This is a genomic window from Rhizobacter sp. P2_G4 (assembly GCF_056403575.1).
This window is the reverse complement of sequence record NZ_JBFUFG010000001.1, coordinates 58,429-82,974: the sequence shown is the minus strand read 5'-3', so window position 1 is coordinate 82,974 and position 24,546 is coordinate 58,429. Positions and strand designations below refer to the sequence as shown.

Sequence of the window (24,546 nt, the reverse complement as noted above, 5' to 3'; positions counted from 1 at the left end):
CACAACGGGGAGTGATGGCATGAAGAAGAGAATGTTGTTGGCCGTGGCGCTGCTGGTTGCCACGACCGGAGCCTTTGCACAGGGCGTGAAGGTGCGTGGCGTGGTGGGCGGCGGCTTGACTTTTGGTGGCGACACCATCGCCACCATCGACTACGTCGATGACGATGTGAGCGATGCCAAGGTGCATGCCGGCGGCCTGTTCGCCCTCAACGGCGGCATCGAGCTGCAGTTCACCGACCTGGTGTCGGCACAAGCCTTGATCGGCTACCACTTCGACCGGGCCAATGCCTCGAACGGCAGCGTGCGGTTCGAGCGCTATCCGCTGGACCTGCTGGGCCACTTCAGGGTGAACAACTGGCTGCGCTTCGGCGGCGGCGCGCGTTACACCAACAACGCCAAGATCCGCGCGACCGGGGCTGCGCACAACTTCATCGACAACGTCAGCTTCAAGCCGACCTGGGGCAGCGTGGTCGAAGCCGAGTTCTTCCCGGTCCAGTCGTGGGGCATCAAGGTTCGCTATGTGTCGGAGAAGTTCAAGGCCAAGGACTATCCGGATGCGCCGCAACTCGACGGCAGCCACGGCGGCGTCTACTTCAACTACTACTTCTGATTCGGCCCGCCTGCGGCGGGTAGCAGGCCGCCGCACCGACCGATGTTTTCGCTGATCCTGCTCAAGCTTGTCGCCATCTTGCTGGTGGTGGCGATCGGCTATGTGGTGGGGCGCATGCGCCTGCTGGGCCCCAACGACCCGGCGCGCGTGCTCAGCTACGTGGCGTTCTACATCTTCGTGCCGGCACTGCTGTTCCGCACCACCTCGCGGCTCGACTTCGCCACCATGCCCTGGGGCACGCTGGCCGCGTTCTTCGTGCCGGTGATGGCGCTGATGCTCGGCGTCTACCTCTGGCAGCGCCGGCAGCACGATCTGCCCACCGCAGGGCCCAGCGCCCGCGCCCTCACGGCCACGTTCGGCAACACGGTGCAGCTCGGCATTCCGATGGTGGTGGCGATGTTCGGCGAAGCCGGCCTCGCGATCCACGTGACCATCGTCAGCCTGCATGCGCTGGTGCTGCTGACCGTGCTCACGGCGGTGGTGGAGGTCGACCTCGCGCGCGAACGCGCGCGGCAGGGCGTGGCCGATGCACACATCGGCCGCATGCTCGTCGACACCGCGCGCAAGACCGTCATCCACCCCGTCGTGCTGCCCATTCTCGTGGGCCTGGTGTGGAACGCGCTTTCGGTGCCGATGCCACCGGTGCTCGACGAGGTGCTGGTCTCGCTCGGCCAGGCGGTGGTGCCGCTGTGCCTGGTGCTGATCGGCGTGTCGCTCGCGCAGTACGGCCTCAAAGGCGCGGCGCAGGGTGCGGTGATGCTCACGCTGCTCAAGCTGCTTCTCTTGCCGGCTGTGGTGCTGGCGGTTGGCCATTGGGGCTTCGGCCTCAGCGGGTTGCCGCTGTCGGTGGTGGTGATGGCGGCGGCGCTGCCGACCGGCAACAACGCGCTGATCTTTGCGCAGCGCTATGAAGCGCAGGAGGCCGAGACCACCGCGGCGATCGCGCTGTCGACGTTTGCATTTGCGCTGACCGCGCCGGCCTGGCTCTGGGCTGTGTCGCACCTGCATTGAGCTGCTGCATGCCTGCGGTCGAAACACGCCATCCACTTGCTGCCGGCGACGGCTACCCGGTCGAGGTGTTCACTTGGGACGACGCGTTGTCGCCTCGTGCCGTGGTGCAGATCGCGCACGGCATGGGCGAGCACGCGAGGCGTTATCGCCCGCTGGCCGAGGCACTGGTGCAGGCCGGGTGCGCGGTCGTGGCCAACGAGCACCGCGGCCACGGCGAAGAGGCCGCGCGCTGCGGGTCCAAGGGCGATCTCGGGCCGCGCGGGTTCACGGGTCTTGTCGACGACATGGTTGCCGTGAGCGACTTCGCCAACGTCCGATACCCCGGTGCGCCGCTGATCCTGCTCGGCCACAGCATGGGCTCGTTCGCCGCGACGATCTACCTGCTCGACCATGCGCACCGCGTGTGCGCCGCGGCCCTGTCGGGCACCATGGCGCTGGACCTCGCCGAGGCGGGCAGCAGCTCAGCCTGGAAGCTCAAGGGCGCGAGCGCTGCGCCGGCCGTGGCACGGCGCACGCCGTACGACTGGCTGAGCCGCAACGAGGCCGAGGTCGACGCGTACATCGCCGACCCGCTGTGCGGCTTTCGCCTGCACGTGGGGTCGCGGCAGGCGATGTATGCGGCGTATGCACGCACGACATCGGCCGATGCGCTGCGCGTGGTCCCCGCCAGCTTGCCGATCTATCTGTTCGTCGGTGGAGAGGATGCGCTGCATCGCAAGCTGGCGTACTTCCATCCGTTGGTGGAGCGGTTTCGCGCGGCTGGCTTGAGCGATGTGTCGGTGAAGATCTACGACGGCGCCCGGCACGAGGTGCTGAACGAGATCAACCGAGATGAAGTGGTTTCCGATCTGGTGCGTTGGATCGACCGCGTGTTGGGCGACTTGGCTGTTCGGGCTGACCGACGGCCCGAACAGCCTCGAGCTCACGCAACCGGCACGTGAATGTCGGTGATCAATTCCTCCGGCGGCACCACCGACGCATCGCTCACATACAGCTCATAAGGCGCCGCATCCCGCAGTGAGGGCCGGGCCGCGGGCACCCAGTCGCGGTAGATCGCTCGCCACGTCTGCCACAAGGTGTTGTATGGCCCGATGTGGCGGAACACCGCCCACTTGCCGGCGTCGATGCGCTCATACGTGATGCCTGGCGTGGCCGCCAGGTCTGGCACCGGCCCATCGAACGACAGCGCCGCAACGAAGCGGGCATCCGGGTCGTCGGGCGATTTCACTTCGTCCGGGCACACCGCCAGGCAGCCGGTCTGGCGCGGGAGAACACCCAGTGTCTCGGCCGCAGGGAACAGGCGCGCAAACGCGCGCTTCGCCGTGGCCGACATGTCGTTGTTGATGGCGCCGCGTTCGGTGGCGCACAGCAGTTGCTGGGATGGCAGTTCGCGAATCGTGGGTTGAAGCAAGGTCTTTCTCCTTTGAGAGCGTGCAGGGATTGCCACCGGCCCTGGGTCGATGCGCGGGTCCAGCAAGGCCTCTCGCGCGCCGCTCGGCGACACGCCGAACTCGCGCCGCAGGGCCTTGGCCAACGAGGCTCCGCCGTCGAAGCCGTAGTCCAGCGCGATGCTGCCCACCGGTGCTGCGGTACTTCGCAAGGCCTCGATCGCGGCGGCGAGCCGCGTGCGCAGCACGTAGTAGGCCGGCGTCATGCCGGTCATTGCAGCGAACACACGGTGAAAGTGAAAGCGCGACATGGCCGCGACGTCGGCCAGCACGCTGCCGTCGAGGTCCTCGCCCAGATGGGCCTGGACGTAGGCGACGACGCGGTTGACGCGTTGGCGGTACGAGAGTTCGGACTGGTTGCGCATGGCTCAGGGGTGATGGTGCCTCCACTGTAGGCAGGCCACCCCTGGCCGCGCGCGTCCGCGATTGCTCAGTTGCGCGGCGACGCTGTCGCCGCTACCAGCAGCCGGTGCGCTGCTGGTTCCTTGTCGCGAGTTAGCGCAAGCCGCTACTTGAGCAGCGCTGTCAGGCCGCCCAAGCGTGCCGTGTCGGCCTTGATGCCCTCGGCCACGAAGCCGGCCAGCTTCACCGCCCCCGTTTCCTGCGAGTGGGTGCGGTCGGCATTCAGGTAGTGGCCGGTGGTGGTGGCCGACGCGTAGAAGGGATACGTCGTGGCGTCGCTCACCGCCAGGTAGTAGTCGCGCCAGCCACCGGTGGCATTGGCCCCGCCCGTTCCCACGCCGATGCTGTTGTAGAACGCGATGCTCATCGCATCGGCATCGACCAGCGCCACGTCGTTGGCCTTCGCCGTGTCGATCACGGTTTGCGTGTAATTGCCCGGCGCATCGCCCTTGGTCGTGATGTGCGTGCTCTTGGTGAGGGGGAACAGGCCTTCGACGTAGGCGGTGACGGCCTTGTCCTGGTTGATGCGGGTCACCGGGGTGATGAGCACCGGCGTTGCGCCCTTGGCCTTGGCCAGCGCCACGTATTTCTCCAGCGAGCGCTGGAACGACAGGTCCTCTGCCACCGTGCCGGCGGTCAGCTTGTCCAGCGTCTTGGGTAGCTGGACTGCGCCGCTCGCATCATTCGCGTAGGTGCAGCGGTTCACCCAGTCGAGCGAGCCGGTGGTGTCGCACTTCTCGTCGTTGTGGCCCCACTGGATCAGCAAGTAGTCGCCGGCCTGGAGGTTGTCGGCCAGCAGCTGGAACCAGCCTTCGGTGATGAAGCTGCGCGAGCTGCGGCCCGATTGCGCGAGGTTCACCACGCGCGCCGTCGCGTCGGGCTTCAGCAGGCGGCCGAACACCTGGCCCCAGCCCATGCGCGGCGCCACTTGCTGGGTGTAGTTGCTGGCGGTGGAGTCGCCGACGACGAAGATGCGCGTGGTCGCGGTTGACCACGGCTTGAGCGCCGGATCGAGCGCCACGTTGCTGGTGGAGATCTCGCGCATCTCCAGGTCGTAGAGCTTGCTGCCGCGAAGCTGGTCGTCGGTGCCGCTGCCGAAGCCGTCGCGGTTGTGGCGCACCCGGTCGAGCACGGCGTCGATGCCTTGGTGGTTCGCCGCCATGGGCGTGCTCACCGGGTCGAAGCTGGCGGCATCGGCCACGCCTTCGGCTGTCAGCGCCGCGAGCACCAGGCCACGCAGTTCCGCGGTCTGCTGGGCAATGCGGGCCGGCGTCACGCCCGCGGTGTTGCAGGCGTTGATGAGCTGCACCGAGCCCTTCAGTGCGAGGTCGCTCTGCGCCACGTCGGAGGCGATCTTGTCGCTGAGCGGGTTGACGTTGGCGGTGTTGGCCGCGCTGGCCGCCACTGCTGGCAGCAGGGCCGCGTAGGCCACGGTGCCGTTGGCGGGCTGCGGCACTCCGTTGATGCTGAGAAATGCGCCGGTGGTGGCCGCTACCAGCAGCGGCGCCTTCAGCGCCGACACATCGGCGGTGTAGCTGCCGTCGGCCGCGGCCGTGGTGCTCACGCTGGCCCCCAGCGCGTCGCAGACCTTGATGGTCGCGCCCGCCAGCGGTGCGCCGGTGGCGGCCACGCCGACGAGGCGGGTGCGGGTGTCGGTGGAAGGGGTGGGTGCTGCCGGGTCATCGCCGCCGCCGCAACCCCAAAGCAAAGCAGCGGCCAGCGCGGCCGCCAGCCGGGAGGTGGTGTTCATCTTGTCTCCAGTCGTGCCGGTGCGTTGCCCGGCAGGTGTTGTCAAAGCCGGCGCGAGCTTAGACAGGGACTCGGGAGACGTCTTGACCGCGATTGCGGTTTTTGAAGCAGGTTCTTTGAAGCAGAGTCAGCGCCGCACGACCGGCACGTGGAACGCTGCCCGCCGCTCGTGGTCGGCCGGCAGGTACATCGGGTTGTCGAAGCGGCGCAGCACCGGGCCGTCGACCACGCGCCATTCGCCTTGCATCGCAAGCGCGCCATCGATCTGCTCGCGCGACGGCGCGTCGTGGCTGCCTTGCAGTTCGAACACCGCATAGGTGCCACCGGGCAGCCGCCCTCGCTGCAGCCCGGGAACCTGCATGCCCAGCGGGGCCGACAGCAAGGCCGCTCTCAACACCGCAGCGTGCGGCGCGGCCCAGGTGTGCGCATCGCCCTCCAGGTGCACCGCCCAGCCCTTGCGGCGCTCGCGCGCGATGCCCTGGGCCAGCGCGCGGGCGCGCAGCTCGTCGAAGCTGAGCCAAGCTTCGTCCATGCGTCCCTGGAAGTCGAGGTACTGGATCTCGTGCGCCGGCAAGCGGCTCACAGTGAACGACAGGCCCGTGGCCGGCCGCACAGGCACGCAGGAAGGCGACAGGCCGAACTGCTGCTTGAATGCCCGCGTGAAGCCTTCATGCGAGTCGTAGCCGCAGTCCAGCGCGAGCGTAAGCACGGAGTTCACGCCGCCCTGTTCCAGCTGCTGCTTCGCGCGCGCCAGCCGCAACCGTCGCACACGCGCCAGTGGCGTCTCGCCGGCGTAGCCCGCGAACACCCGCTCGAAGTGGAAGCGCGACATCGCCGCCAGCTCGGCCAGGTCGGCCAGGCGCAGCTGCTCGAACAGATGGCGATCGATGTGCTGGGCCACCCGCCGCAGACGGTTGAGCTTGCGCGTCGCGGCGTGGATGTTCATGCCTTCTCAGTGCTTGGCCACCGCCAGCCAGCGCTCCATCTGCGCCGGGTCGGCCAGCAGCGAGGGGCTGTCACTGCGGTGCACCACCGTACCGCGGTCCAACACCACAGCGTGCTGTGTGATCGGCAGGATCATGCGCGGGTTCTGCTCCACGATGATGGCCGACATGCCTTCGTCGCGCACCACGCGGGCGATGCTGCGCAGCAGCTCCTCCACGATGATGGGCGCGAGGCCCTCGAGCGGTTCGTCGAGCAGCAGCAGCTTCGGGTTCAGCACCAGCGCGCGTGCCACCGCGAGCATCTGCTGCTCGCCACCGGACAGCTGGTTGCCCATGTTCGATTTGCGTTCGGCCAGGCGCGGGAACATCTCGTAGGCGCGCTGCACCGTCCACGGGCCGGGTCGGGCGACGGCACTGAGGTTCTCGTCGACAGTGAGCGACTTGAAGATGTTGCGCTCCTGCGGCACCCAGCCGATGCCGGCGGCGGCGCGCTGGTAGGGCACGAGTGATGTGATCTCCTGGCCGGCCAGGAAGATGCGGCCTGCATGGCGCCGCGTCACGCCGATCAGCGAGTTCATCAGCGTGGTCTTGCCGGTGCCGTTGCGGCCCAGCAGCGCGAGCGACTGGCCTTGTTCGAGCGTGAGGTCGACGCCTTGCACCACCACCGCCTCGCCGTAGCCCGAGCGCAGGCCTTCGACCTTGAGCAGCTCAGCCATGACCCGCTCCTTCGCCTTCGCCAAGGTAGACGGCCTTCACCCGCGGGTCGGTGGAGATGCTGGCCACGTCGCCTTCGGCGAAGAGCGCGCCGTTGACCAGCACGCTCACGGTCTTTGCAAAGTTGAACACCAGGTCCATGTCGTGTTCGATCAAGAGGATGGACACCTCCGCCGGCAGCGCGTTGATGGTGTCGAAGATCTCCTGCCGTTCGCCTTCGGGCACGCCGGCCACGGGCTCGTCGAGCAGCAGCACACGTGGCTCGCAGGCAATCGCGGTGGCAATCTCCAGCAGGCGGCGCTTGCCGTAGGCCAGCACGTTGACCTTTTGGTCCATCACGTCGTCGAGGCGGAATTGCTTGAGCAGAACTTCGCAGCGCTCGGCGACCCGCGCGTCGCTGCCCAGCCGCTTCCACCAGGTGTGGCTGATGCCGAGCTGGGCGCTCACCGCGAGGGCCAGCGACTGCAGCGGCGTCAGATCGTTCCACAGCTGGTTGATCTGGAAGGTGCGCACGATGCCGCGGCGCACACGCTGGTGCGGCGCGAGCTTGGTGATGTCGTCGCCGTCGAGCGAGATGCGGCCTGAGGTCGGCTCGACCACGCCGGTGAGCAGGTTGACGAGTGTGGTCTTGCCCGCGCCGTTGGGGCCGATCAGCGCGTGGCGTGCGCCCTTTTGCACCTTGAGCGAGACGTCGTTGGTCGGCACGATGCCGCCGTAGCGCTTCAGCAGATTGTGGGTTTCCAGAACGATGGTCATTTCTTTTTCCACCACGTCCAGGGGCGGATCAGGCGATCACGGCCCACGAGCATCAGCACCACCAGGAACAACCCAAGCCAGAAGGTCCAGTACTGCGGCGTCCAGGCTGAGACCACATCGTGCAGCACCTTGAAGGCGATGGTGCCGAAGATGCCGCCGTACAGATAACCGGTGCCGCCGATGACCACGGTGAGCATCACGTCGGCGCTGCGGTGGAAGTCGAGCCCGTCGAGCGAGGCGAAGCCCGAGGTCTGCGCCATCAGCGCGCCAGCGCAACCGGCGAACGCTGCCGCCAGCGTGTAGACCGCCGCCAGCCGCAGGTTGACCGACAGACCGACGCTCGTCGCACGCAGCCGGTTGTCGCGCAGTGCCTTCAACGAATAGCCGAAGGGAGAGTGCACGATGCGCCTCGCGATCAGCATCACGATGACCAGCACGATCAGGCTGTACGAATACGCCACGCGGCCGTAGAGGTCGAACTCGAACTTGCCCAGCAGCGGACCCATCACCACGCCCTGCAGGCCATCGGCGCCACCGGTGAGCCAGTCGAGCTTGTTGGCGAGTTCGTAGAGCACCGCCGCCACGCCCAGCGTCACCATCAATCGCGTGAGGTCGGAGCCGCGCAGCACCAGCACGCTGCTCAGCGCGCCGAGCCCGGCCGTGGCGGCGATCGCCACCACCAGGCCGACCAGCGGGTCGGGCATCACATGCTTGGCGAAGAGCGCGGCCACGTAGGCGCCGAAGCCAAAGAAGGCCGCGTGGCCCAGCGAGACGATGCCGGCGAACCCGAGGATCAGGTCGAGCGACACCGCGAACAGCGCCAGGATGGCGATCTCGTTGAGCAGCAGCGCATGGTTGCCCGCCAGGAACAGCGAGGCGAAGGCCACGATGCCGAGCGCGATCTCCCACCAGCGCCAGGCCGAGGCGGCCCGCAGCGAAGCTTGCACGGCGCTCATTTGGTCGACCTCGTGCCGAACAGGCCTTGCGGCCGGAAGGTGAGGATCACGATCATCAGCGTGTAGACGATGAAGGAGCCCAGCTTGGGCGCGTAGTACTTGCCGAACACGTCGGCGATGCCCAGCAGCAGCGCGGCCAGCAGCGGGCCGGTGATGGTGGTGGTGCCGCCGACCGAGACCACGATCAGGAAATACACCATGAACTTGAGCGGGAAGGTCGGGTCGAGGCCCAGCACCTCGGCGCCCAGCGCGCCGCCCAGGCCGGCGAGGCCGGAGCCCACCGCGAAGGTAAGCAGGAACACGCGGTTGACGTTGATGCCCAGGCCCTGCGCCACGCGCGGGTCATCGACCGCGGCGCGCAAGCGGCTGCCGAAGCGAGTGCGCGACAGCACCATCTGCAGCGCAATGGTGAGCAGCCCGCAGATCACGATGATGAAGAGCCGGTACTTGCCGATGCCCACCGCCGCCAGGTCGAAGCGGCCTTGCAGCCACGAGGGCACCGAGATCATCTGCTGCTGGGAGCCGATGACGTAGTCGACGCCGGTGACGGCCATGAAGACGAGGCCGATGGAGAACAGCACCTGGTCGAGGTGCGGGCGCGCATACATCGGCCGGTACAGCGTGCGCTCGAGCGCTGCACCGAGGATCGCGGTGAACACGAAGGCCATGGGCAGCGTCGCCAGGAACGGCACGCCCAGCTTGTTCATCAGCAACACGGTGGTGTAGCCGCCGGCCATGGCGAAGGCGCCGTGGGCCAGGTTGATGAAGTTCATCAAGCCCATGGTCACGGCCAGCCCGACGGCCAGCACGAAGAGCAGCATGCCGTAGGCGATGCCGTCGAAGAGGAGGGTCAGCATGTCGACGTGTCAATGAGGCACACCGTCATTCCCGCGGGGGCGGGAATCCACGATGTGCCGCGATTCTGGATTCCCACCCCGGCGAAGCCAAGCTTGCTCAGGCAGACGGGAATGACAAGCAAGATTACTTCGCCTTGCCCGGGTCCTTGACCGCTTTCTGAACGTCGAACTCCTGGTTGTAGAGCTGCCCGTTCACGCGCTCGACCTTGCGGATGTAGATGTCCTGCACCACATCGCGCGTCTGCGCGTCGATCATCACCTGGCCGCGTGGGCTCTCGAACACCTGGCCCTTCATCGCGGCCAGCAGCGCGTCGCCGCCGCCCTTGCCCTTGGTGGCTTCGAGCGCGCTGTAGATGACACGCATGCCGTCGTAGCCGGCCACCGCCATGAAGTTGGGGCGGAACTTGTTGGCCGCCTCGAAGGCGGTGACGAACTTCTTGTTGGCCGGCGAGTTGTGCGAGGCCGAGTAGTGCTGTGCGGTGACCACGCCGAGCGCCACGTCGCCCATGTCGTTCAACTGGTCGTCGTCGGTGATGTCGCCCGTGCCGATGAGCTTGATGCCTGACTTGTCGAGTCCGCGCTCGGCGAACTGCTTCATGAAGGCCGCGCCCTGGCCGGAGGGCAGGAAAACGAACACCGCATCGGGGTTGGCGTCACGCACCTTCTGCAGGAAGGGCGCGAAATCGGGGCTCTTCAGCGGCGAGCGGATCTCGGCCACCACCTCGCCACCGTTCAGCTGAAACTGGCTCTTGAAGAACTTCTCGGCGTCGATGCCCGGCGCGTAGTCGGCCACCATGGTGACGACCTTCTTGATCTTGTTCTTGCCTGCCCACTCGCCCATGCTCACCGCGGCCTGCGGCAGCGTGAAGCTGGTGCGCACGATGTAGGGCGAGGCGGTGGTGATGACTGAGGTGGCCGCAGCCGTCACGACCATCGGCGTCTTGCTCTGCGTGGCGATGGGCGCGGTGGCCATGGCCAGCGGCGTGAGGCCGAAGCCGGCCAGCACGTCGACCTTGTCGTTCACCACCAGCTCCTGTGCGATGCGGCGGGTGGAGTCGGCCACGCCGGCATCGTCTTTGATGATGAGCTCGATCTTGCGGCCGGCCACGGTGCTGCCGTTCTGCGCCATGTAGAGCTTGGCGGCGGCTTCGATCTGCCGGCCCGTCGAGGCCGATTGCCCGGTCATCGGGAGAATGAAGCCGATCTTGAACGGCGCCGTCTGGGCAAAAGCTGTCGAGACGCACAAGGCGAGCGCAGCGGCGGACAGTCCCTTCAGGACGTGGCGTTTTTTCATGGGAGTCTCCAAAGCGAAAGGCAGTGATTGCCAGTGAATGTGCGGCATCGTCGCACTCTCCGGCAATTGGGGTGTTCGACTATCAGCTATGCCGGGGCGACATAGCTGATAGATCGATTTCAATCGGCGCGATACGCCGTGTCGAGCACCACACCGCCGCCGTTCACGCGCGAGACACAGGCGCACAGGCGCTGGTTGCTCTGCTGTTCATGGGGGCTGAGAAACACGTCGCGGTGGTCGATGTCGCCCTCGACCGAGAGCACGTCCATCGCGCAGAGGCCGCATTCGCCGCGGCAGCAATCGAACAAGGTCTCGACGCCCGCCTCGTTCAGCACGTCCAGCAGGCTGCGGTCGGCCGGCACCTCGATGCGCAGCTGGTGGCGCGGCAGCTCGACCCAGAACGGCTGGGCCACATGGTGGCCGCTGTTGCCGAAGGTCTCGAAGCGCAGGTCGGCGCTCGGCCGCCCGGCGCGTTCCCAGGCCTCGCGCGCCGCGTCGAGCAGCGCAATCGGGCCGCACACCAGCATCTGCGCGCGCGGCGCGAGCGCGGCAATCTCGGCCGCCAGGTCGATGCGCTGGCCGGCGTCGCTGCAGAAGGTCTGCAGCCGCTCGCCGAGTGTCTGCTTCAGCACGTCGCCAAGCACCAGTTCGTCGGCGTTGCGTGCCGCGTAGCGCATGCGGAGGTCGGTGCCCTTGGCCGCCAGCATCTGCGCCATGCCGGCCAGCGGCGTGATGCCGATGCCACCCGCCACCAGCAGGAACTGCGGCGCGTTGAACGAGAGCTCGAAGTGGTTGTTCGGCTCACCGATCTGCAGCTCGTTGCCCGTTTCCAGGCTCCACATGAAGCGTGAGCCGCCGCGCCCCGGCTCGGCGCGCTTCACGGCGATGCGGTAGACCTCAGGGTTGTGCAACCCGACCAGCGAATACGAGCGCGTTTCTTCGCGGCCGTCGACCATCACGCGCAGGTTCAAGTGGCTGCCTACCGTCCACGGCTTCACGCCGCCTTCGGGGCGAATCTCGAACTCGCGCACCGTGGGGCTCAGGTTGCGGTGCGCCCGGATGTGGGCGGGGTGCCATTGCTGGTTGTTGCGCATGGGGACAGTCTCAACGGGTGGTGCGGCGGCGGATCAGGCTCGCGCCGGGCAGGCGCTGCAGACTCTGGTGGCTTTGCAGTGCATGCCGCAGGTTCTGGTGGGCGATGCGCGCGTGCTCGCGCATCAGGGCTTCGGCGCGCGCACCTTCGCGCTGCACGATGGCCTCGATGACGGCGCGGTGCTGCTCTTGCGCGACGACGAGGATGTCGCGCGCATCGGGCCCGGTCGAGCGTGCCATCACGAAGCCGTTGGGCGAGGCGAAGGGCAGTGTCTTGGCGCGTTCGAGCTGGCGCGCCACCAGGTCGCTGCCTGCCATTTCGGACAGCAGCGCGTGGAAGCGGCCGTTCTGCTCCACATAGCCGGTGAACGAGTCTTCGCTCAGCTCGGGTTGCGCCAGCAGGTCGTCGATGCGGGCGATGCAATCGCGCGCCTCGGCCAGCAGCACCGAGGTGATGCCGCGCTCTGCCGCCAGCCGCGCGGCCAGGCCTTCGAGCGTGCCGCGCACTTCGATCGCGTCGTGGATGTCGGCTTCGGAGAAGTCTTTCACCGCGAAGCCGCCGTTCGGCAGCGCTTCGAGCAAACCCTCTTCCTGCAGCCGCACCAGCGCCATGCGGATCGGCGTGCGCGAGGCGCCCAGCATCTCCACCAGCGCCAGCTCGGCGATGCGGCTGCCGGGCTTGAGTTCGCCGCCGACGATCAGCTCGCGCAGCTTGAGCTGGGTGCGAACGGTCTGCGAGGTGCCGGCGTCTTCCGCTGTTTCCAGTTTGGTCGTCATGCGGCGCGCAGTGGAATCACCTTCGGCGTGCCCGGCGGCGGGGCCTCGGCCTTCACCATTTTCTCGATCAGCTTGCGGGCCCACATCGAGCCGGCGTCGATGTTGAGGTTGTAGAAGGTGTAGCCCGGGTGTTCGTCGATGGCCTGTTGCTGCGCTTCGAGAATCAACTCGTCCTCACGGAAGATGTTCGCTACGCCTTCGCGCAGCTCATGCGTCAGGCGCTGCTCGCCCAGGCAGTAGTTGCGCGCGAAGGCCCAGAAGTAGTGGCAGGTGCCGTCCGTCTCGGGGGTGATGGTGTTGAGCACGAAGCCGTTGACACCCAGGGACCGGTCGCCAGGGTGGTCGCCCTTCGGCGGCGCACCGGTGCCGGTGGGCGCCACGCCCACGTCGATGGCAATCGTGCACGGCGCTTCGAAGCGAATGATCTGCCAGCGGTCGACCTTGCCTTCGTAGCCGGTGGCGTGCTTCAGTTGGCCGGCCCAGAAGGGCGGCGCGTCGATGCCTTCCATCCAGCGCGTGACGGTCGCCGTCTTGTCGCCATGCGTGGCCACGAAGGGCGCCTCGGCCACGGCGCGCTGGCCGATGCTGGAGCCGTGCACGAAGGTCTCGTGCGTCAGGTCCATCAGGTTGTCGAGCACCAGCCGGTAGTCGCACTTCACCGTGATCAGCTTGCCGTCGCCGGCCCAGGCCGGGTCGTCGTTCCAGTGCAGGTCGGGCACCTTCGATTCGTCGGCCAGCGCCGGGTCGCCCGGCCAGACCCAGATGAAGCGGTGCTTCTGCACCACCGGGAAGGAGCGCACGCAGGCCGAGGGGTTGATGGTTTCCTGCGAGGGCATGTGGGTGCAGCGGCCGTCGCCGTTGAACACCAGGCCGTGGTAGCCGCAGGTGATCTCGTCGTTGTGCAGCGTGCCCTTGGACAGTGGTAGCAGGCGGTGCCAGCAGGCGTCTTCGAGCGCGGCCACCGAGGCGTCCTTGCGGCGGAACATAACAATCTTTTGGCCGCAGATGGTGCGACTCAGCAGGGTGGCCTTGACCTCCACGTCGTAGGCCGCGGCGTACCAGGCGTTGAGGGGGAATGACGCAAGAGCGGACGGAAGAGCAGACTTCATGACGACGACTTTCTGAATACGCGTTGTATACAGAGAAAGTCTATTCGCGATGCCCTGACCCATAAAACAAGGGTTTACCCGCGCCATATGGAGTCAGATGTATCCAGTCCATGGCCTGCTGGCTAATATCGACCCTTTCCGAGCCACGTCAGGAGACCCCATGAGCACCCGCACCCACCCTCCGTTCCGCGCCGACCACGTGGGCAGTTTTCTTCGCCCCAAGCGCCTGCTCGAAGCGCGCGAGAAGAAGGCCAAGGGCGAGATCTCGGCGACCGAACTGCGCCGTGTCGAAGACGACGCCATCACCGAGATCGTGAAGTTCCAGGAAGACGTGGGCTTGAAGAGCATCACCGACGGCGAGTTCCGCCGCACCTATTTCCACATCGACTTCCTGGAGCAGCTGGGCGGCGTGAAGACCGACATCCCGGTCACCGTGATCCGCCCGGACGGCACCGAAGAGCTGGCCCCGCCGGTGATGCGCGTGATCGACAAGGTGCGCCACATCAAGGACATCCAGCTCGCCGACTTTCAATACCTGAAGAGCCAGCTCTCGCCCGGCAGCACCGCCAAGGTGACGATCCCGTCGCCGACGATGCTGCACTTCCGCGGCGGGCGCGCTGGCATCAGCCGCGAGCACTACCCCGAGCTCGAGCCCGCGTTCTATCAAGACGTGGCCAACGCCTACGGCGACGAACTGCGCTCGCTCGCCGCCGCCGGCTGCACCTATGTGCAGATGGACGACACCAACATGGCCTACCTGTGCGACGAGCACATGCGCGAAGCCGCCCGCCAACGCGGCGACGACCCCAACGAGCTGCCGCACCGCTACGCCAAGTTCATCAACCTGGTGGTCGCGCAAAAGCCGGCCGGCATGACGCTCGCGATGCACCTGTGCCGCGGCAACTTCAAGAGCACGCACGCGGCAGCCGGCAACTACGAGCCGGTGGCCGAGGCCTTGCTCGCCGAGATGGACCTCGACGCCTACTTCCTCGAGTACGACGATGACCGCTCCGGCGACTTTCGTCCGCTGCGCTACCTGCCCAAGGGCAAGACGGTGGTGCTCGGCCTCGTCACCACCAAGTTCGGCGAGATGGAAAGCAAGGACGCGCTGAAGCGCCGCATCGACGAAGCCGCCAAGTACGCGCCGATGGAGCAGCTGTGTCTGAGCCCCCAGTGCGGCTTCTCGAGCACGGTGCACGGCAACAACATCGCGGTGGAAGCGCAGCGCGCCAAGTTGAAGCTGGTGGTGGAGACGGCGCGTGAGGTGTGGGGGAGTTGATTCAGCGGCAGGGCGCGGGAGTGATGCCCTGGCACGTCAACGAGGCAGAGGACTCGACCAATCGTGCAGCCGGCTGTTGAGTAGCTGCGCGCGCACGTCACCCGACGGCTACTTGCCACCGTGCCGCGCTGCTCGCGCTTCCGGGGGCTGACCTTGGCCGGCATACCCGCGCAACCGCTTGAGACTGATCTGCAGCCGGTCGAGCATGATGATCGCGATTGTCAGTTTGCTTCAAAAGCGGACCTTGGCGGCGCTTTGCTGCGAAGCGCTGGGCTACTTCAGAAAACGGGCTCGACAGCCTTGGTTTACTTTTCCGAGTAGGGCTCCGTTCGCCCGAAGAAGCTCGCCGTCAAGCGGCTTATTAGAGGGCGCTCACGCTCTGCTGCGACGTACTTCTTTACCGCCTCATAGCCTTCCGTGGCCGGAATGACTCCTGAGTTAATTCGGCCTACGAATCGCGCTAGTCCGATCGCTTCGATTGTCTTCTCAAGGTCCGATGAAGAGAAAGATCTTGAATCTTCGTAGGTGCTCGACACGGCAAGAATCTCCCGTTCGGTGTCACTCATTGGGCCTCCAATCTCGCCAAAGGCGACGATTGCTCAAGCAATCGCTGGATTAAGGCAATGTATGGCATCGAACGATCCAGCGCAACGTTGGCAAATCCGCCTGTGGACTTCTTGTGATCGCCCCATCTCCAGAAGCGGTAGGGCTTCACGCTGTGCACACATATGACGCCGACGCACCTATCAACTACGCGATATTTTGGGGCTGTACCTGACGTCTCCAGTGACTCCCGTCTTGAGCACATAAGGGGCATGTACAACACACTTCGGTATCCAACTCTGGGTGAGCCGCGAACCGTGAGTCGGGTTGCGGGGAAGGGATTGCTTGCCTTCAAGAAATCGTGCTCTACATAGCTTCTTTGCTCAAGGGCAACGTAGTACGCCATGAACTGCGCAGCGGGAACGGGGCGGCAAACCTCCTCATGATCCGCGGTGCGACAGCGGACCTGCATGAATTTACCTTCGTCGTCACAGAATTCGAGCAGCGTCACGCCGGTCACTCGCTTCTTTGACTCGTCACCAACGAGATGAGAAAGCTCCTCCTCAAGTGCCTGAAGCGCCAACTTAATCGCCGCATCTACGGGCCCACTGTCGGAGGTCAGCGTAGGCATTGCATGGAGTGCGGCAGCCAAGCGGTAGTAAGGGGCATGCTCCACGCTTTTTGGGCTTCGTCTAACCGAATCAAGAATCTTGGGGACGAAGGCCAGTAGCAGGGCAAGTGCGCCTAGAACCACATCGATCGGTGCTGGGCTTCTCACTGCGTTCGCGATCTGTACGAGCGCGTCAACTGTGGTTGGGGGAAGCACCGGCCCGACAAAGACGGCAGGAGTCGTGGGACCGCTGACGAGAAGTTTCCGGACCAGAAGAGGATAGATCGCGATTGCGATGACCATCACAACCCGCGTGAGCGTTGCGAGCAACCTCGGGATAGTCATCGAAGTCTCTAAGCCCGCAACAAACGGGAGCGTGTGGTGCCACACCCCGCATACGCCCTCTCGCCAGCCTCCCCGCTGATGGATTCCGTTGTGCACATATGCCCTGGCCACTTCCGCCGCAGGCGTGGATTTGTCCTTGGGTCTATGCGTAATTAGCGCCATTCGTCCCCCCATTGGCGGTCGACATTATTCAGATCAGTTTAGCGAGCACACTCGAAGACATTCCGCCTTTGACAGACTCAGACTCCATCCAGGGCGAGTGCGGAGACTCAGTTGCAGCTGAGAGCTACACGCTGGTGCCATCTATTCGGCCAAGCAAATCGCGTCAAGCCGCTCGGCTGGCGGCGCGCACCAACACTGCGGCTTTGCAGTAACGAACTTTCACTGGCGGCGGCTGCTTCCCCCTGTCGCAGGTGATCACTCGGAGCCTGCGGTGAATCTGCAACTCAACACTAGTAAGCTCGGCGCACCAACCTGCAGGAGTTCAGTTGTATGACGATCGTGGTGGCTGGTTACGATGAAAAGGGATGGGCGCGTGCGTACGGCAAACGCACCTTACAACCATTAGAGCTCCACGATCTGGCGGAGGCATACATCATCTCCGACAGCCGCCTGTCCTCCGGCTCGGGCGGCGATCGGCGCGTTGTGAGTGATGATGCGCCGAAGGTCGAGAGGCTCGGTGTAGAAGTCCGTCGACCACTGTTGGCTCCTCGTGGCTACGCCACCAACCAGACGGAGCCGCTCTTTTCGACATCATGTGGATTCGCCTACGCAGGCAACGAGTTTTTGGGAAGAACGATTACGGACCGCCTTCGTCGCGCACTGAGCTTTGAATACACCTGGATCAGCAAAAAACGGGAGGCTGGGCACTATGCGATCTGTCATCGCGACTCTCCACAGGCATTGCGCTTTTCGAATGCGAGTTACAACGATGACATCGACTTTGAGTTCAAGGATTTGCCCCCGCTTGCTAGTGCGCACGTGGCTGATACGTTAGGGGCGGTCATGCGAGAAGTCGCAGACGATATCCTGAAAAATGAAATGGAGAATCGTCGTCTCAAGGACTATCTCAAGACTAGCTTCGTCTTAGGCGCGGCATGTTACGCAAAGAAGACCGTCGCGATTCATCGGGGAAGCTACAGGCGCGACGAGTCAGTCGATCCACCATGGATTCAGCCGCTCGTTGAAGAAGTGAAACGAGACGACTTGGTCGTTTTAGGCCAAGAAAGTTGGAAGGCTGAGCTTCAACAGGTTCGCGACGAGGCAAGGAAGGTGCGAGGGCGGGTTCTAGGTCCGATGCAAGCTGCAGTGAAACGACTCATCGCAGCTGCGGAGCCTGACAATTTTGTCGGAGGCGGAGTTCAAGCTGGTGTGTTGACGGTGGAGGGATTTGAGCTGCGCACGTAGTCATGCTTCAGACTTTGCCCGGGTAGGGCCGCATCACCAATCGCCACCCCGCGTCAACGAAACGGCTTGCTGAGAAAGCGCGAGCCGGCCAGCCCGAAACGCCACGGCAGGTCCACCGCCTTGCTGATGCCGATGCGCGGCCCCGCCAACACCGACACGGGCTTCTCGCGCGGCCGCAACGCGAAGGGCGCACGATCGAGCCGCAGGCCGTTGAAGTCACGTGTGATGCCCAGCGCCTGAGCCAATCGTCCCGGCCCCGCGCACAGCAGGCGCTCGTCGTCCAGCCCGCGCCGTTCGCGCATCACATCGAGCCCCTGCAGCGGCTCGATGGCACGGATCAACACCCCCGCCCCATGCCCTTCTTCGCGGCACACGAAGTTCAGGCACCAGTGAATCCCGTAAGACCGGTAGACGTACACCCGACCCGGCGGCCCGAACATCACGCCATTGCGTTCCGTCGGCCCTGAGTAGCTGTGCGAGGCCGGGTCTTCGCGGTCGTAAGCCTCGGTCTCGACGATGCGGCCACCGACGCCGTCGACATACACCTGCGCGCCGATCAGCGCACGCGCCACCTCGTCCGAGGACGCGAGAAAGTCAATGCGGTGAGCGGCGGCAACCATGCGCGGGCACCTTAGCACCCGCGGGGCTTCGCCTAGGAGTGCAAGGCTTACGGGTACTTGCGCGCGCGGTAAGAGAAGTAGCCGTAGGTTCGGTAGCTCGGCAACAGCGTGAGCTGGAAGGCCAGCGTGCCGGTGGTGGTGTCGTATTCGGAGACGTCGGTGCTCGCGCCGTTGAACTCGCCCCAGCCCACCAGTGCATGCCCGCTGGCAAACAGCTGGGCGCTGCCGAGGTTGTAGCTGGAGTGGGCGTCGGTTGTGTACGGCGTGAAGCTGGTGACAGTCTTGCCGGCTTCGTCGAGGTCGAAGGCCAGCACGCGCGACAGCACGCCGGCCGCGCCGACGTCGAACAGGCTGAGCCGGCCATCGGCTGCGCGCCGCGCGTCGTGCGGGCTGGTGAACTTCTGCGCCGCGCTGAGGCCGAACTGGTCGCAGCTGCCGCCGAGGATCCAGCTGATCGAGCCATCGGTGCGGTTGATCTTCAGCACCGAGTCGAGGTGGCGGAACGACGTGACCCAGTTGCCGTTGCCATCGACCACCAGCGAATCCCAGTGCATGTAGTCGGCACCGTCGTTGGCGGCGTAGCCGTTGCCGCGCGCCGAGCAGGCGTACAGCTCGGGGTGGTCGGTCGACAGCCAGTTGAAGACGGCCGCGCCGTTGATGATCTCCTGCAGCCCCGTGCCGCGGACGAAGAGCGACTGGCCGACCAGCGAGGGGATGTTGGCCACCGTCTTCGCGGCACGCAGGCCGATGAGGTAGTGGCCGTCGTCGACGATCACGTGGTCGTGCCCGTCGACCGCATAGGTGTTGCCGTCGGACGATGGCAGGGCCTGCACCACGGTCAGCGTGGTGAAGCTCGCGTCCATCACGCGAATGCCGCCGGCCGCTTCGTCGTAGAAGCTGTAGCGCGTCGCACCGCCGGGGATCACCGTCTTCTTGAAGTCGAGGATGTCCTTGCCGGGCGTGCCGCGGTAGTAGTACGTGAGGCTGCCGTCGCCTGCGATCCGGTACGCGAACGAAGGGCCGTAGCCATCGGGGTCAAAGGGCGTGAGGTACAGGTCGCCCGGCTCGGCGCCGGTGTTGGTGCCGATGGTGTAGGGCGCGGCGTCGAGCGGACGGGCGCGCAGCACGTAGTTGGCCTTGGCGCCGCTGACGTTGTCGGTCACGGTGACCGGTGCGTCCGCCGCCGGCTCCAGCGTCGCAAACGTGATCGGGATGTACTGGTTGGCGCCCACGGTCACGTTGCCCGACGTGACGGTCAGGTTGCAGCCGCTGCACGAGAAGCGCAGCTGCACCGTGCCGCCGGCGAGGTTGGCGCGCAGCTGCAGGTCGTTCGACGCCGCGCTGCTCGACAGCAGGCCCGCACCGCCGACGCCGACGGCATCGACCGAGCTGATCAGCCGTGCAACGGTCGGGTTGGCCGGGTTGGCCGGGTTGCTCGGGCCTCGGACGTGGTCGAAGTCGTCATCGTCGCCACCGCAGCTCGCGAGGCCTGCCAGCGCCAGGCAGGCGACCGATGCAACAAGGAATTTCCTGGCGTGCAGCAACATGGCGGGCTCCTTCGGGTGACCGCCGAAAGAATAGCCCGATTCAGGCCGGCCGAACTAGCGGCCGAGGGAGAGCGTGGGGTTAAGCCGCCAGCCCGGTACGACGTTGACGACGCAGCAAAGCGGCGCCGGTGACGGCGTAGCAGCCCGCCACATTGCCCAGGCACACGAGCGTGTAGCTCAGGTCGTGGCTGACAAGGTGGGCATACAAAAGCGAGACCGTGGACGACGCGCACCACAGCCCCCAGGTGCCGAGCGACACATCGGCCGCGCCGTTGCGGCTGCGCCAGACGGCACGCAGCTGCGGCACATAGGCCACCACGAACACCACACCGAACAGCGCGTACAGCGCACTCACCAAGCCGAGCACAACATCACTCCGGGAAATGCGGGACGGACTGCCCGCAGGATCATCGAATCGTGTCGTGAGTGTGGGCTGCGGCGTGCTCCGGCAAAGCGCTGAAAAGCGCCGTGCGCCTGCCCTTAATCGCTGCTCTTAATCGCGCTTTACCGGCGCGCCTCGCATCAGGCGCTCGGCCAGCTCGAACAGCAGCTGCATTGCCACCGCCAGCACGGCCGCCGGAATGGCGCCCGCCAGCAGCGCCGTGTGGTCGTTCAGCGCCAGTCCGGTGACGATGCGCTCGCCGAAACCACCCGCGCCGATGAAGGCGGCGATGGTGGCCGTGCCTACCGTGATCACCGCCGCCGTCTTCACCCCGGCCAGGATCACCGGTGCGGCGAGCGGCAGGTCGATGCTGCGCCAGCGCTGCGCGGCGGTGAGGCCCAGCGCCGTGCCCGCGTCGCGCAGGCCGGCAGGCACCTGCACCAGGCCGGTCGTGGTGTTGCGCACGATGGGCAGCAGGGCATAGAGCGCGAGTGCGACGAGCGCCGGCGCGGTGCCGATGCGGCCCATCAGCGGGATCAGCATGGCCAGCAGCGCCAGCGAGGGCACGGTCTGCAGCAGGCCGGCCACCGCCATCACCGGCTGCTCAAGCCGTGGCAACGCGGCCGCCGCAGCGCCGAGCGGGATGCCGATGACGCAGGCGGCCAGCACCGTCACTGCCACCAGCAGCAGGTGCTGTGCTGCGAGGCGGCCCAGGTCTTCGGCGAAGAGCCGTTGCATCAGGCCTTGCTGACCAACCGCCTTGCCGCTGCCGCCCGTGGCGAGGAAGTCTTTTGCGATGTCAGCGAAGGCGCGGCCACGCAGCTCGGCGTCGCCGTTCATCGCGATCATGGTCGACACGTTGATGCGCCCCTCGAGCGCGGCGATCTTCTTCCATGCGGCCGGGAAGCGCTGTGCCACGTCGAGCCGGTACAGCAGCACCGCGTCGTAGCGCGGAAAGTAGCCCAGGTCATCGTCGAGCACGGTGAGCTTCAGCTCGGCGATCTTCGCGTCGGTGGAATAGATGTCGGTCAGCGCGATGCGGCCGGCGCCGAGCGCCTCGTACGCAATGCCGTGGTCGATGCCAACCGGCTTCTGCGGCAGGCCGTAGCGCGCCGCCAGCCCAGGCCATCCGTCGCGCCGCCCGAGAAATTCGTGCGACAGCCCCATCACCAGATCGGCGTGGGCCTTCAGATCGCTGATGCGCGCGATGCTCAGCCGCTTGGCGTCGTCGCCGCGCATCGCCAGCGCATAGCCGTCGACGAAACCCAGCGGCACCGCGATGCCCAGGCCCAGCGGCGCCAGCTCGCGCTGCATGGTCGCGAGGTCGGTCGGCTGCGGGTGCTTGAGAATTTCGGCATCGATGGTGCCCAGGTACTCGGGGTAGACGTCGATGGCGCCCGCCTTCAGCGCCTCGAGCACCACCGCGGTGTTGCCCAGCCCCTGCTTGTGCTCGGCGGGGCCGGCGGCGCGGGCCGTCTGCGTGACGATCTCGCCGAGGATGTACGACTCGGTGAAACGCTTGGAGCCGACCTTCAGTACCGGCTCGTCGGCCAACGCGAGCGTGCCGCAGCCGAGCGAGATGAGCGACAGCACGAGCGCGCGGCAGACAGCAGCAAGAGGCATCGTCGGGTCCAGGTGGAGGGGCCGGAACCGGCCCATGGCCCGCACGATACTTGGCAATCGCGCACGCTGCATGAGAAGCCCGCAAACCGCTACCGCGGCCAGGTGCTGCCCGTCCTGCGCGTTGCTGGTTCAGGCGTGGGCCGCGGCGCCGAAGCGAAAGCTCGACGCCGTCACGCCGCCAAAGATATCGGCCTCGTGGTAGACGCAAGTCCCGGGCTCCGCCTGCGCGGCTCCCACGGCGACCATCAACGGAAGCAGGTGGTCCTCCCGCGGGTGGGCGATGCGGGCGGCAGGCGCTTGGCGCCAGGCCACGAGCCGCGCCGATCTGTCGGCCGCGGTCGACTCCACGAGAGTCTCTTGAAGCCACCCGTCGAAGGCCTGTGAAGGTGCGCGTCCCTGCGGACCCATGAGGCGCAGGTTGTGGTAACTCAGCCCGCTGCCAATGATCAGCACCCCCTCTTCCCGGAGCGGTGCCAAGGCGCGGCCAAGCGCCAGGTGCTGCGCAGGATCGAGCGCGGTTTGCAGAGAAAGCTGAACCACGGGCACGTCGGCGTTCGGGTACATCACTGCGAGCGGCGCGAAGGTGCCATGGTCGAAGCCGCGTTGCGCATCCAGCCGAACCGGCAGGCTGGCCGCTTCAAGGAGGGCGCGCACACGCTCGGCCAGAGCTGGCGAGCCCGGCGCGGGGTAGCTCACGCTGTAGGTGTGCGGCGGGAAGCCCTGGTAGTCGTAGACCATCGGCGGCTTCGGGCTGGCCATCACGCTGAAGGCAGCTTCTTCCCAATGGCCCGAGACAACGAGCAGCGCCTTGGGAGTGATGCCGATCTGCCGGGGGATGTCTTGGAGCGACAGTTCCAGCACATGCATCATGCGGCGCATGTCCTCCATATAGGGCCACGGCCCGCCGCCATGCGAGATGAAGTAGGTCGGCAAAGTCATGGCACGTCTCCCGGCAATCGCTTGATGTTCACACACGTGGGCTGATCGGCGCCCGCTTGCTGCGGCCCCACAGCACGAAGGCGCTCAACGGCAGCAACACGAAGTTGAGCGGCAGCACCATGAATTCGCCGCGCGAGGCATGGAAGGCGATCGCAAGGATCTGCAAGACGACGCAGCCCAGTGCCGCCAGCACCGTGAGCCCCGGCTTGATGCGGGTCAGCGCCGGCAGCAGGATGCCCAGGCCGCCGGCCAGGTCCACGAGCCCGATGAACCGCACGAAGGCCACCGGCAGCTGGCCCGTCCACGGCATCATCTGGCTCAGCTCCGGGATGGGCGTGAAGAACTTGGTGAGGCCCGCGCCGCAGAACGCCACGGCAATCAGCACCTGGGCGACCCAGAGCCCCACGCGCAAGGGTGTGCCGGCAGCAGCGGGTGGGTTGGAAACGAACGTGCTCATTGGTTTTTCCTCGAAGTGAATGTCCGGCCGATGGGGTGGCGCCTGGGTTGCGACGTGCAAGGCAACGAGGTTAGTGATTCGTCCAGCGGAAATCGATGACGGTAAAGTCATTGAATCAATTCTCGAAACGGCAACGATGCAAGACCTCGACCTGAACGGCCTGCGCGTTTTCCGGGAGATCGTCGAGTCCGGCAGCTTCACTGCCGCCGCGGACCGTCTGGGCATCGCGGCGTCGATGGTCAGCAAGCACCTGGCAAGGCTCGAGCGCCAACTCGGCGCTCGCCTGTTGAACCGCACGAGCCGCCGCATGAGCCTCACCGAAGCGGGCAGCCTGTTCCACGAGCAGAACCGTCAGGCGCTCGACGTGCTGGACGCCGCCGTGGCATCCGTCGGCCAGGCCGCAGGTGCGCCGCGCGGTGAGCTGAAGGTCAGTGCGCCGGTGTGGTGTGCCACGCCGCGCTTTGCCCGCATGCTGGCCGACTACCGCCGCGAGTGCCCCGACGTGCGGCTCGATCTGCACCTGGACAACCGCATGGTGGACCTGGTCTCCGAGGGCTTCGACATGGCGCTGCGCATGACGGCCGAACCGTCGCAGAGCCTGATTGCGCGAGGCCTGTGCCCGGTCACGTTCCACTTTGTCGCGACCCCCGCCTATCTGCGCGAGCTGGGCTCGCTCGACGAGGCCGCTGCATCGCGGTCGCTGCGGATGATCTTGCCCAATTACCTCCAGATGGAGCGGTTCAAATCACCGCTGCCGGAGATCAACGCCGCCTTCAAGCTGCCGCCCGTCATGAAGTCGAGCGACAACACGCTGACCTACCAGGCGGTGCTCGCCGACATGGGCGCGGCCTTCCTCCCGGGCTGGCTGGTGGACGACGATCTCGCGGCCGGGCGCCTCGCGTTGATTCACGACGCCCGTTCAAGCTTCACGGCCACGCTGTTCGCCGTGTACACGAGTCACCGGCATCTGCCGCCGAAGCTGCGCAGCTTCATCGACTTTCTGAGCGCTCGCCTCGGCGCACCGGCCACGCAGGAGCCGGAGCCAAGCTGATCGAGGGACGGAAGACGGCGCTAG

The 24,546-nt window shown here is 66.1% G+C and carries 24 protein-coding genes; 6 read left to right on the top strand and 18 right to left on the bottom strand.

Features of this window, described 5'->3' with window-relative positions:
- Positions 1 to 19 precede the first annotated feature (19 nt).
- From AC1DYS_RS00415 to AC1DYS_RS00405, 3 genes are read left to right on the top strand one after another with little or no spacing between them, the layout of a single operon-like run.
- Complete coding sequence (locus tag AC1DYS_RS00415; RefSeq protein ID WP_477894964.1) at positions 20 to 610, top strand: outer membrane beta-barrel protein; 591 nt, start codon at positions 20 to 22, stop codon at positions 608 to 610.
- A gap of 42 nt (positions 611 to 652) precedes the next feature.
- Entirely contained in the window at positions 653 to 1,621 is a 969-nt protein-coding gene (locus tag AC1DYS_RS00410; protein WP_477894962.1) for an AEC family transporter, read from the top strand.
- An 8-nt stretch (positions 1,622 to 1,629) separates the two neighbouring features.
- On the top strand, positions 1,630 to 2,562 hold the full coding sequence (locus AC1DYS_RS00405; RefSeq protein ID WP_477894960.1) for an alpha/beta fold hydrolase: 933 nt from the start codon (positions 1,630 to 1,632) through the stop codon (positions 2,560 to 2,562).
- Here the strand turns inward: AC1DYS_RS00405 and AC1DYS_RS00400 are convergent.
- From AC1DYS_RS00400 to AC1DYS_RS00350, 11 genes are all read right to left on the bottom strand, one after another.
- Positions 2,544 to 3,434 (bottom strand): AraC family transcriptional regulator, encoded by an 891-nt coding sequence (locus AC1DYS_RS00400; protein WP_477894958.1) that lies wholly within the window; start codon positions 3,432 to 3,434, stop codon positions 2,544 to 2,546. The two genes, AC1DYS_RS00405 and AC1DYS_RS00400, sit on opposite strands and share 19 nt — an antisense overlap.
- A gap of 143 nt (positions 3,435 to 3,577) precedes the next feature.
- Positions 3,578 to 5,221, bottom strand: coding sequence for an SGNH/GDSL hydrolase family protein (locus tag AC1DYS_RS00395; RefSeq protein WP_477894956.1), 1,644 nt, complete (start codon positions 5,219 to 5,221; stop codon positions 3,578 to 3,580).
- Positions 5,222 to 5,347: 126 nt separating this feature from the next.
- The gene (locus AC1DYS_RS00390) at positions 5,348 to 6,166 is read right to left on the bottom strand and encodes a helix-turn-helix domain-containing protein (RefSeq protein WP_477894954.1); all 819 of its coding nucleotides are present in this window, start codon (positions 6,164 to 6,166) and stop codon (positions 5,348 to 5,350) included.
- Positions 6,167 to 6,172: 6 nt separating this feature from the next.
- Positions 6,173 to 6,880, bottom strand: a complete 708-nt coding sequence (locus tag AC1DYS_RS00385) for an ABC transporter ATP-binding protein (RefSeq protein WP_477894952.1) — start codon at positions 6,878 to 6,880, stop codon at positions 6,173 to 6,175.
- Entirely contained in the window at positions 6,873 to 7,634 is a 762-nt protein-coding gene (locus AC1DYS_RS00380) for an ABC transporter ATP-binding protein (protein WP_477894950.1), read from the bottom strand. The genes AC1DYS_RS00385 and AC1DYS_RS00380 overlap by 8 nt, the downstream gene beginning before the upstream one ends.
- Complete coding sequence (locus AC1DYS_RS00375; RefSeq protein ID WP_477894948.1) at positions 7,631 to 8,590, bottom strand: branched-chain amino acid ABC transporter permease; 960 nt, start codon at positions 8,588 to 8,590, stop codon at positions 7,631 to 7,633. The genes AC1DYS_RS00380 and AC1DYS_RS00375 overlap by 4 nt, the downstream gene beginning before the upstream one ends.
- A complete protein-coding gene (locus tag AC1DYS_RS00370; protein ID WP_477894946.1) occupies positions 8,587 to 9,447 on the bottom strand; it encodes a branched-chain amino acid ABC transporter permease in 861 nt (286 codons plus the stop codon). Before AC1DYS_RS00370 ends, AC1DYS_RS00375 begins: the two co-directional genes overlap by 4 nt.
- A gap of 124 nt (positions 9,448 to 9,571) precedes the next feature.
- Positions 9,572 to 10,741 carry an ABC transporter substrate-binding protein gene (locus AC1DYS_RS00365; RefSeq protein WP_477894944.1) on the bottom strand — a complete coding sequence of 390 codons (1,170 nt, stop codon included), beginning with the start codon at positions 10,739 to 10,741 and terminating at the stop codon, positions 9,572 to 9,574.
- Between the two features lie 119 nt (positions 10,742 to 10,860).
- Positions 10,861 to 11,835: a PDR/VanB family oxidoreductase gene (locus AC1DYS_RS00360; protein WP_477894942.1), complete on the bottom strand. Its 975-nt coding sequence runs from the start codon at positions 11,833 to 11,835 to the stop codon at positions 10,861 to 10,863.
- Between the two features lie 10 nt (positions 11,836 to 11,845).
- The gene (locus AC1DYS_RS00355) at positions 11,846 to 12,610 is read right to left on the bottom strand and encodes a GntR family transcriptional regulator (protein ID WP_047498090.1); all 765 of its coding nucleotides are present in this window, start codon (positions 12,608 to 12,610) and stop codon (positions 11,846 to 11,848) included.
- Positions 12,607 to 13,719 (bottom strand): aromatic ring-hydroxylating dioxygenase subunit alpha, encoded by a 1,113-nt coding sequence (locus AC1DYS_RS00350; RefSeq protein WP_477894940.1) that lies wholly within the window; start codon positions 13,717 to 13,719, stop codon positions 12,607 to 12,609. Before AC1DYS_RS00350 ends, AC1DYS_RS00355 begins: the two co-directional genes overlap by 4 nt.
- Positions 13,720 to 13,879: 160 nt before the next feature.
- Between AC1DYS_RS00350 and AC1DYS_RS00345 the strand changes: the two genes are divergently transcribed.
- The gene (locus AC1DYS_RS00345; RefSeq protein WP_477894938.1) at positions 13,880 to 14,998 is read left to right on the top strand and encodes a 5-methyltetrahydropteroyltriglutamate--homocysteine S-methyltransferase; all 1,119 of its coding nucleotides are present in this window, start codon (positions 13,880 to 13,882) and stop codon (positions 14,996 to 14,998) included.
- A 562-nt stretch (positions 14,999 to 15,560) separates the two neighbouring features.
- Here the strand turns inward: AC1DYS_RS00345 and AC1DYS_RS00340 are convergent.
- Complete coding sequence (locus tag AC1DYS_RS00340) at positions 15,561 to 16,454, bottom strand: hypothetical protein (RefSeq protein WP_477894936.1); 894 nt, start codon at positions 16,452 to 16,454, stop codon at positions 15,561 to 15,563.
- A 534-nt stretch (positions 16,455 to 16,988) separates the two neighbouring features.
- On the opposite strand from AC1DYS_RS00340, the gene AC1DYS_RS00335 reads away from it, so the two are divergent.
- Positions 16,989 to 17,903 (top strand): hypothetical protein, encoded by a 915-nt coding sequence (locus AC1DYS_RS00335; RefSeq protein WP_477894934.1) that lies wholly within the window; start codon positions 16,989 to 16,991, stop codon positions 17,901 to 17,903.
- Between the two features lie 53 nt (positions 17,904 to 17,956).
- Here the strand turns inward: AC1DYS_RS00335 and AC1DYS_RS00330 are convergent, their stop codons facing one another.
- From AC1DYS_RS00330 to AC1DYS_RS00305, 6 genes are all read right to left on the bottom strand, one after another.
- Positions 17,957 to 18,523 (bottom strand): DNA-3-methyladenine glycosylase, encoded by a 567-nt coding sequence (locus AC1DYS_RS00330; RefSeq protein WP_477894933.1) that lies wholly within the window; start codon positions 18,521 to 18,523, stop codon positions 17,957 to 17,959.
- A 47-nt stretch (positions 18,524 to 18,570) separates the two neighbouring features.
- Entirely contained in the window at positions 18,571 to 20,070 is a 1,500-nt protein-coding gene (locus AC1DYS_RS00325; protein ID WP_477894931.1) for an arylsulfotransferase family protein, read from the bottom strand.
- 79 nt (positions 20,071 to 20,149) lie between these two features.
- Positions 20,150 to 20,437, bottom strand: a complete 288-nt coding sequence (locus AC1DYS_RS00320) for a hypothetical protein (protein WP_477894929.1) — start codon at positions 20,435 to 20,437, stop codon at positions 20,150 to 20,152.
- 126 nt (positions 20,438 to 20,563) lie between these two features.
- Entirely contained in the window at positions 20,564 to 22,075 is a 1,512-nt protein-coding gene (locus tag AC1DYS_RS00315) for a glycine betaine ABC transporter substrate-binding protein (protein WP_477894927.1), read from the bottom strand.
- A gap of 129 nt (positions 22,076 to 22,204) precedes the next feature.
- Positions 22,205 to 23,014 (bottom strand): DODA-type extradiol aromatic ring-opening family dioxygenase, encoded by an 810-nt coding sequence (locus AC1DYS_RS00310; protein ID WP_477894925.1) that lies wholly within the window; start codon positions 23,012 to 23,014, stop codon positions 22,205 to 22,207.
- A gap of 28 nt (positions 23,015 to 23,042) precedes the next feature.
- A complete protein-coding gene (locus AC1DYS_RS00305) occupies positions 23,043 to 23,471 on the bottom strand; it encodes a DoxX family protein (RefSeq protein ID WP_477894923.1) in 429 nt (142 codons plus the stop codon).
- 19 nt (positions 23,472 to 23,490) lie between these two features.
- Here AC1DYS_RS00305 and AC1DYS_RS00300 point away from each other — a divergent pair, with 19 nt between their 5' ends.
- On the top strand, positions 23,491 to 24,522 hold the full coding sequence (locus AC1DYS_RS00300) for a LysR family transcriptional regulator (RefSeq protein WP_477894921.1): 1,032 nt from the start codon (positions 23,491 to 23,493) through the stop codon (positions 24,520 to 24,522).
- The last annotated feature ends 24 nt before the right edge of the window (positions 24,523 to 24,546 follow it).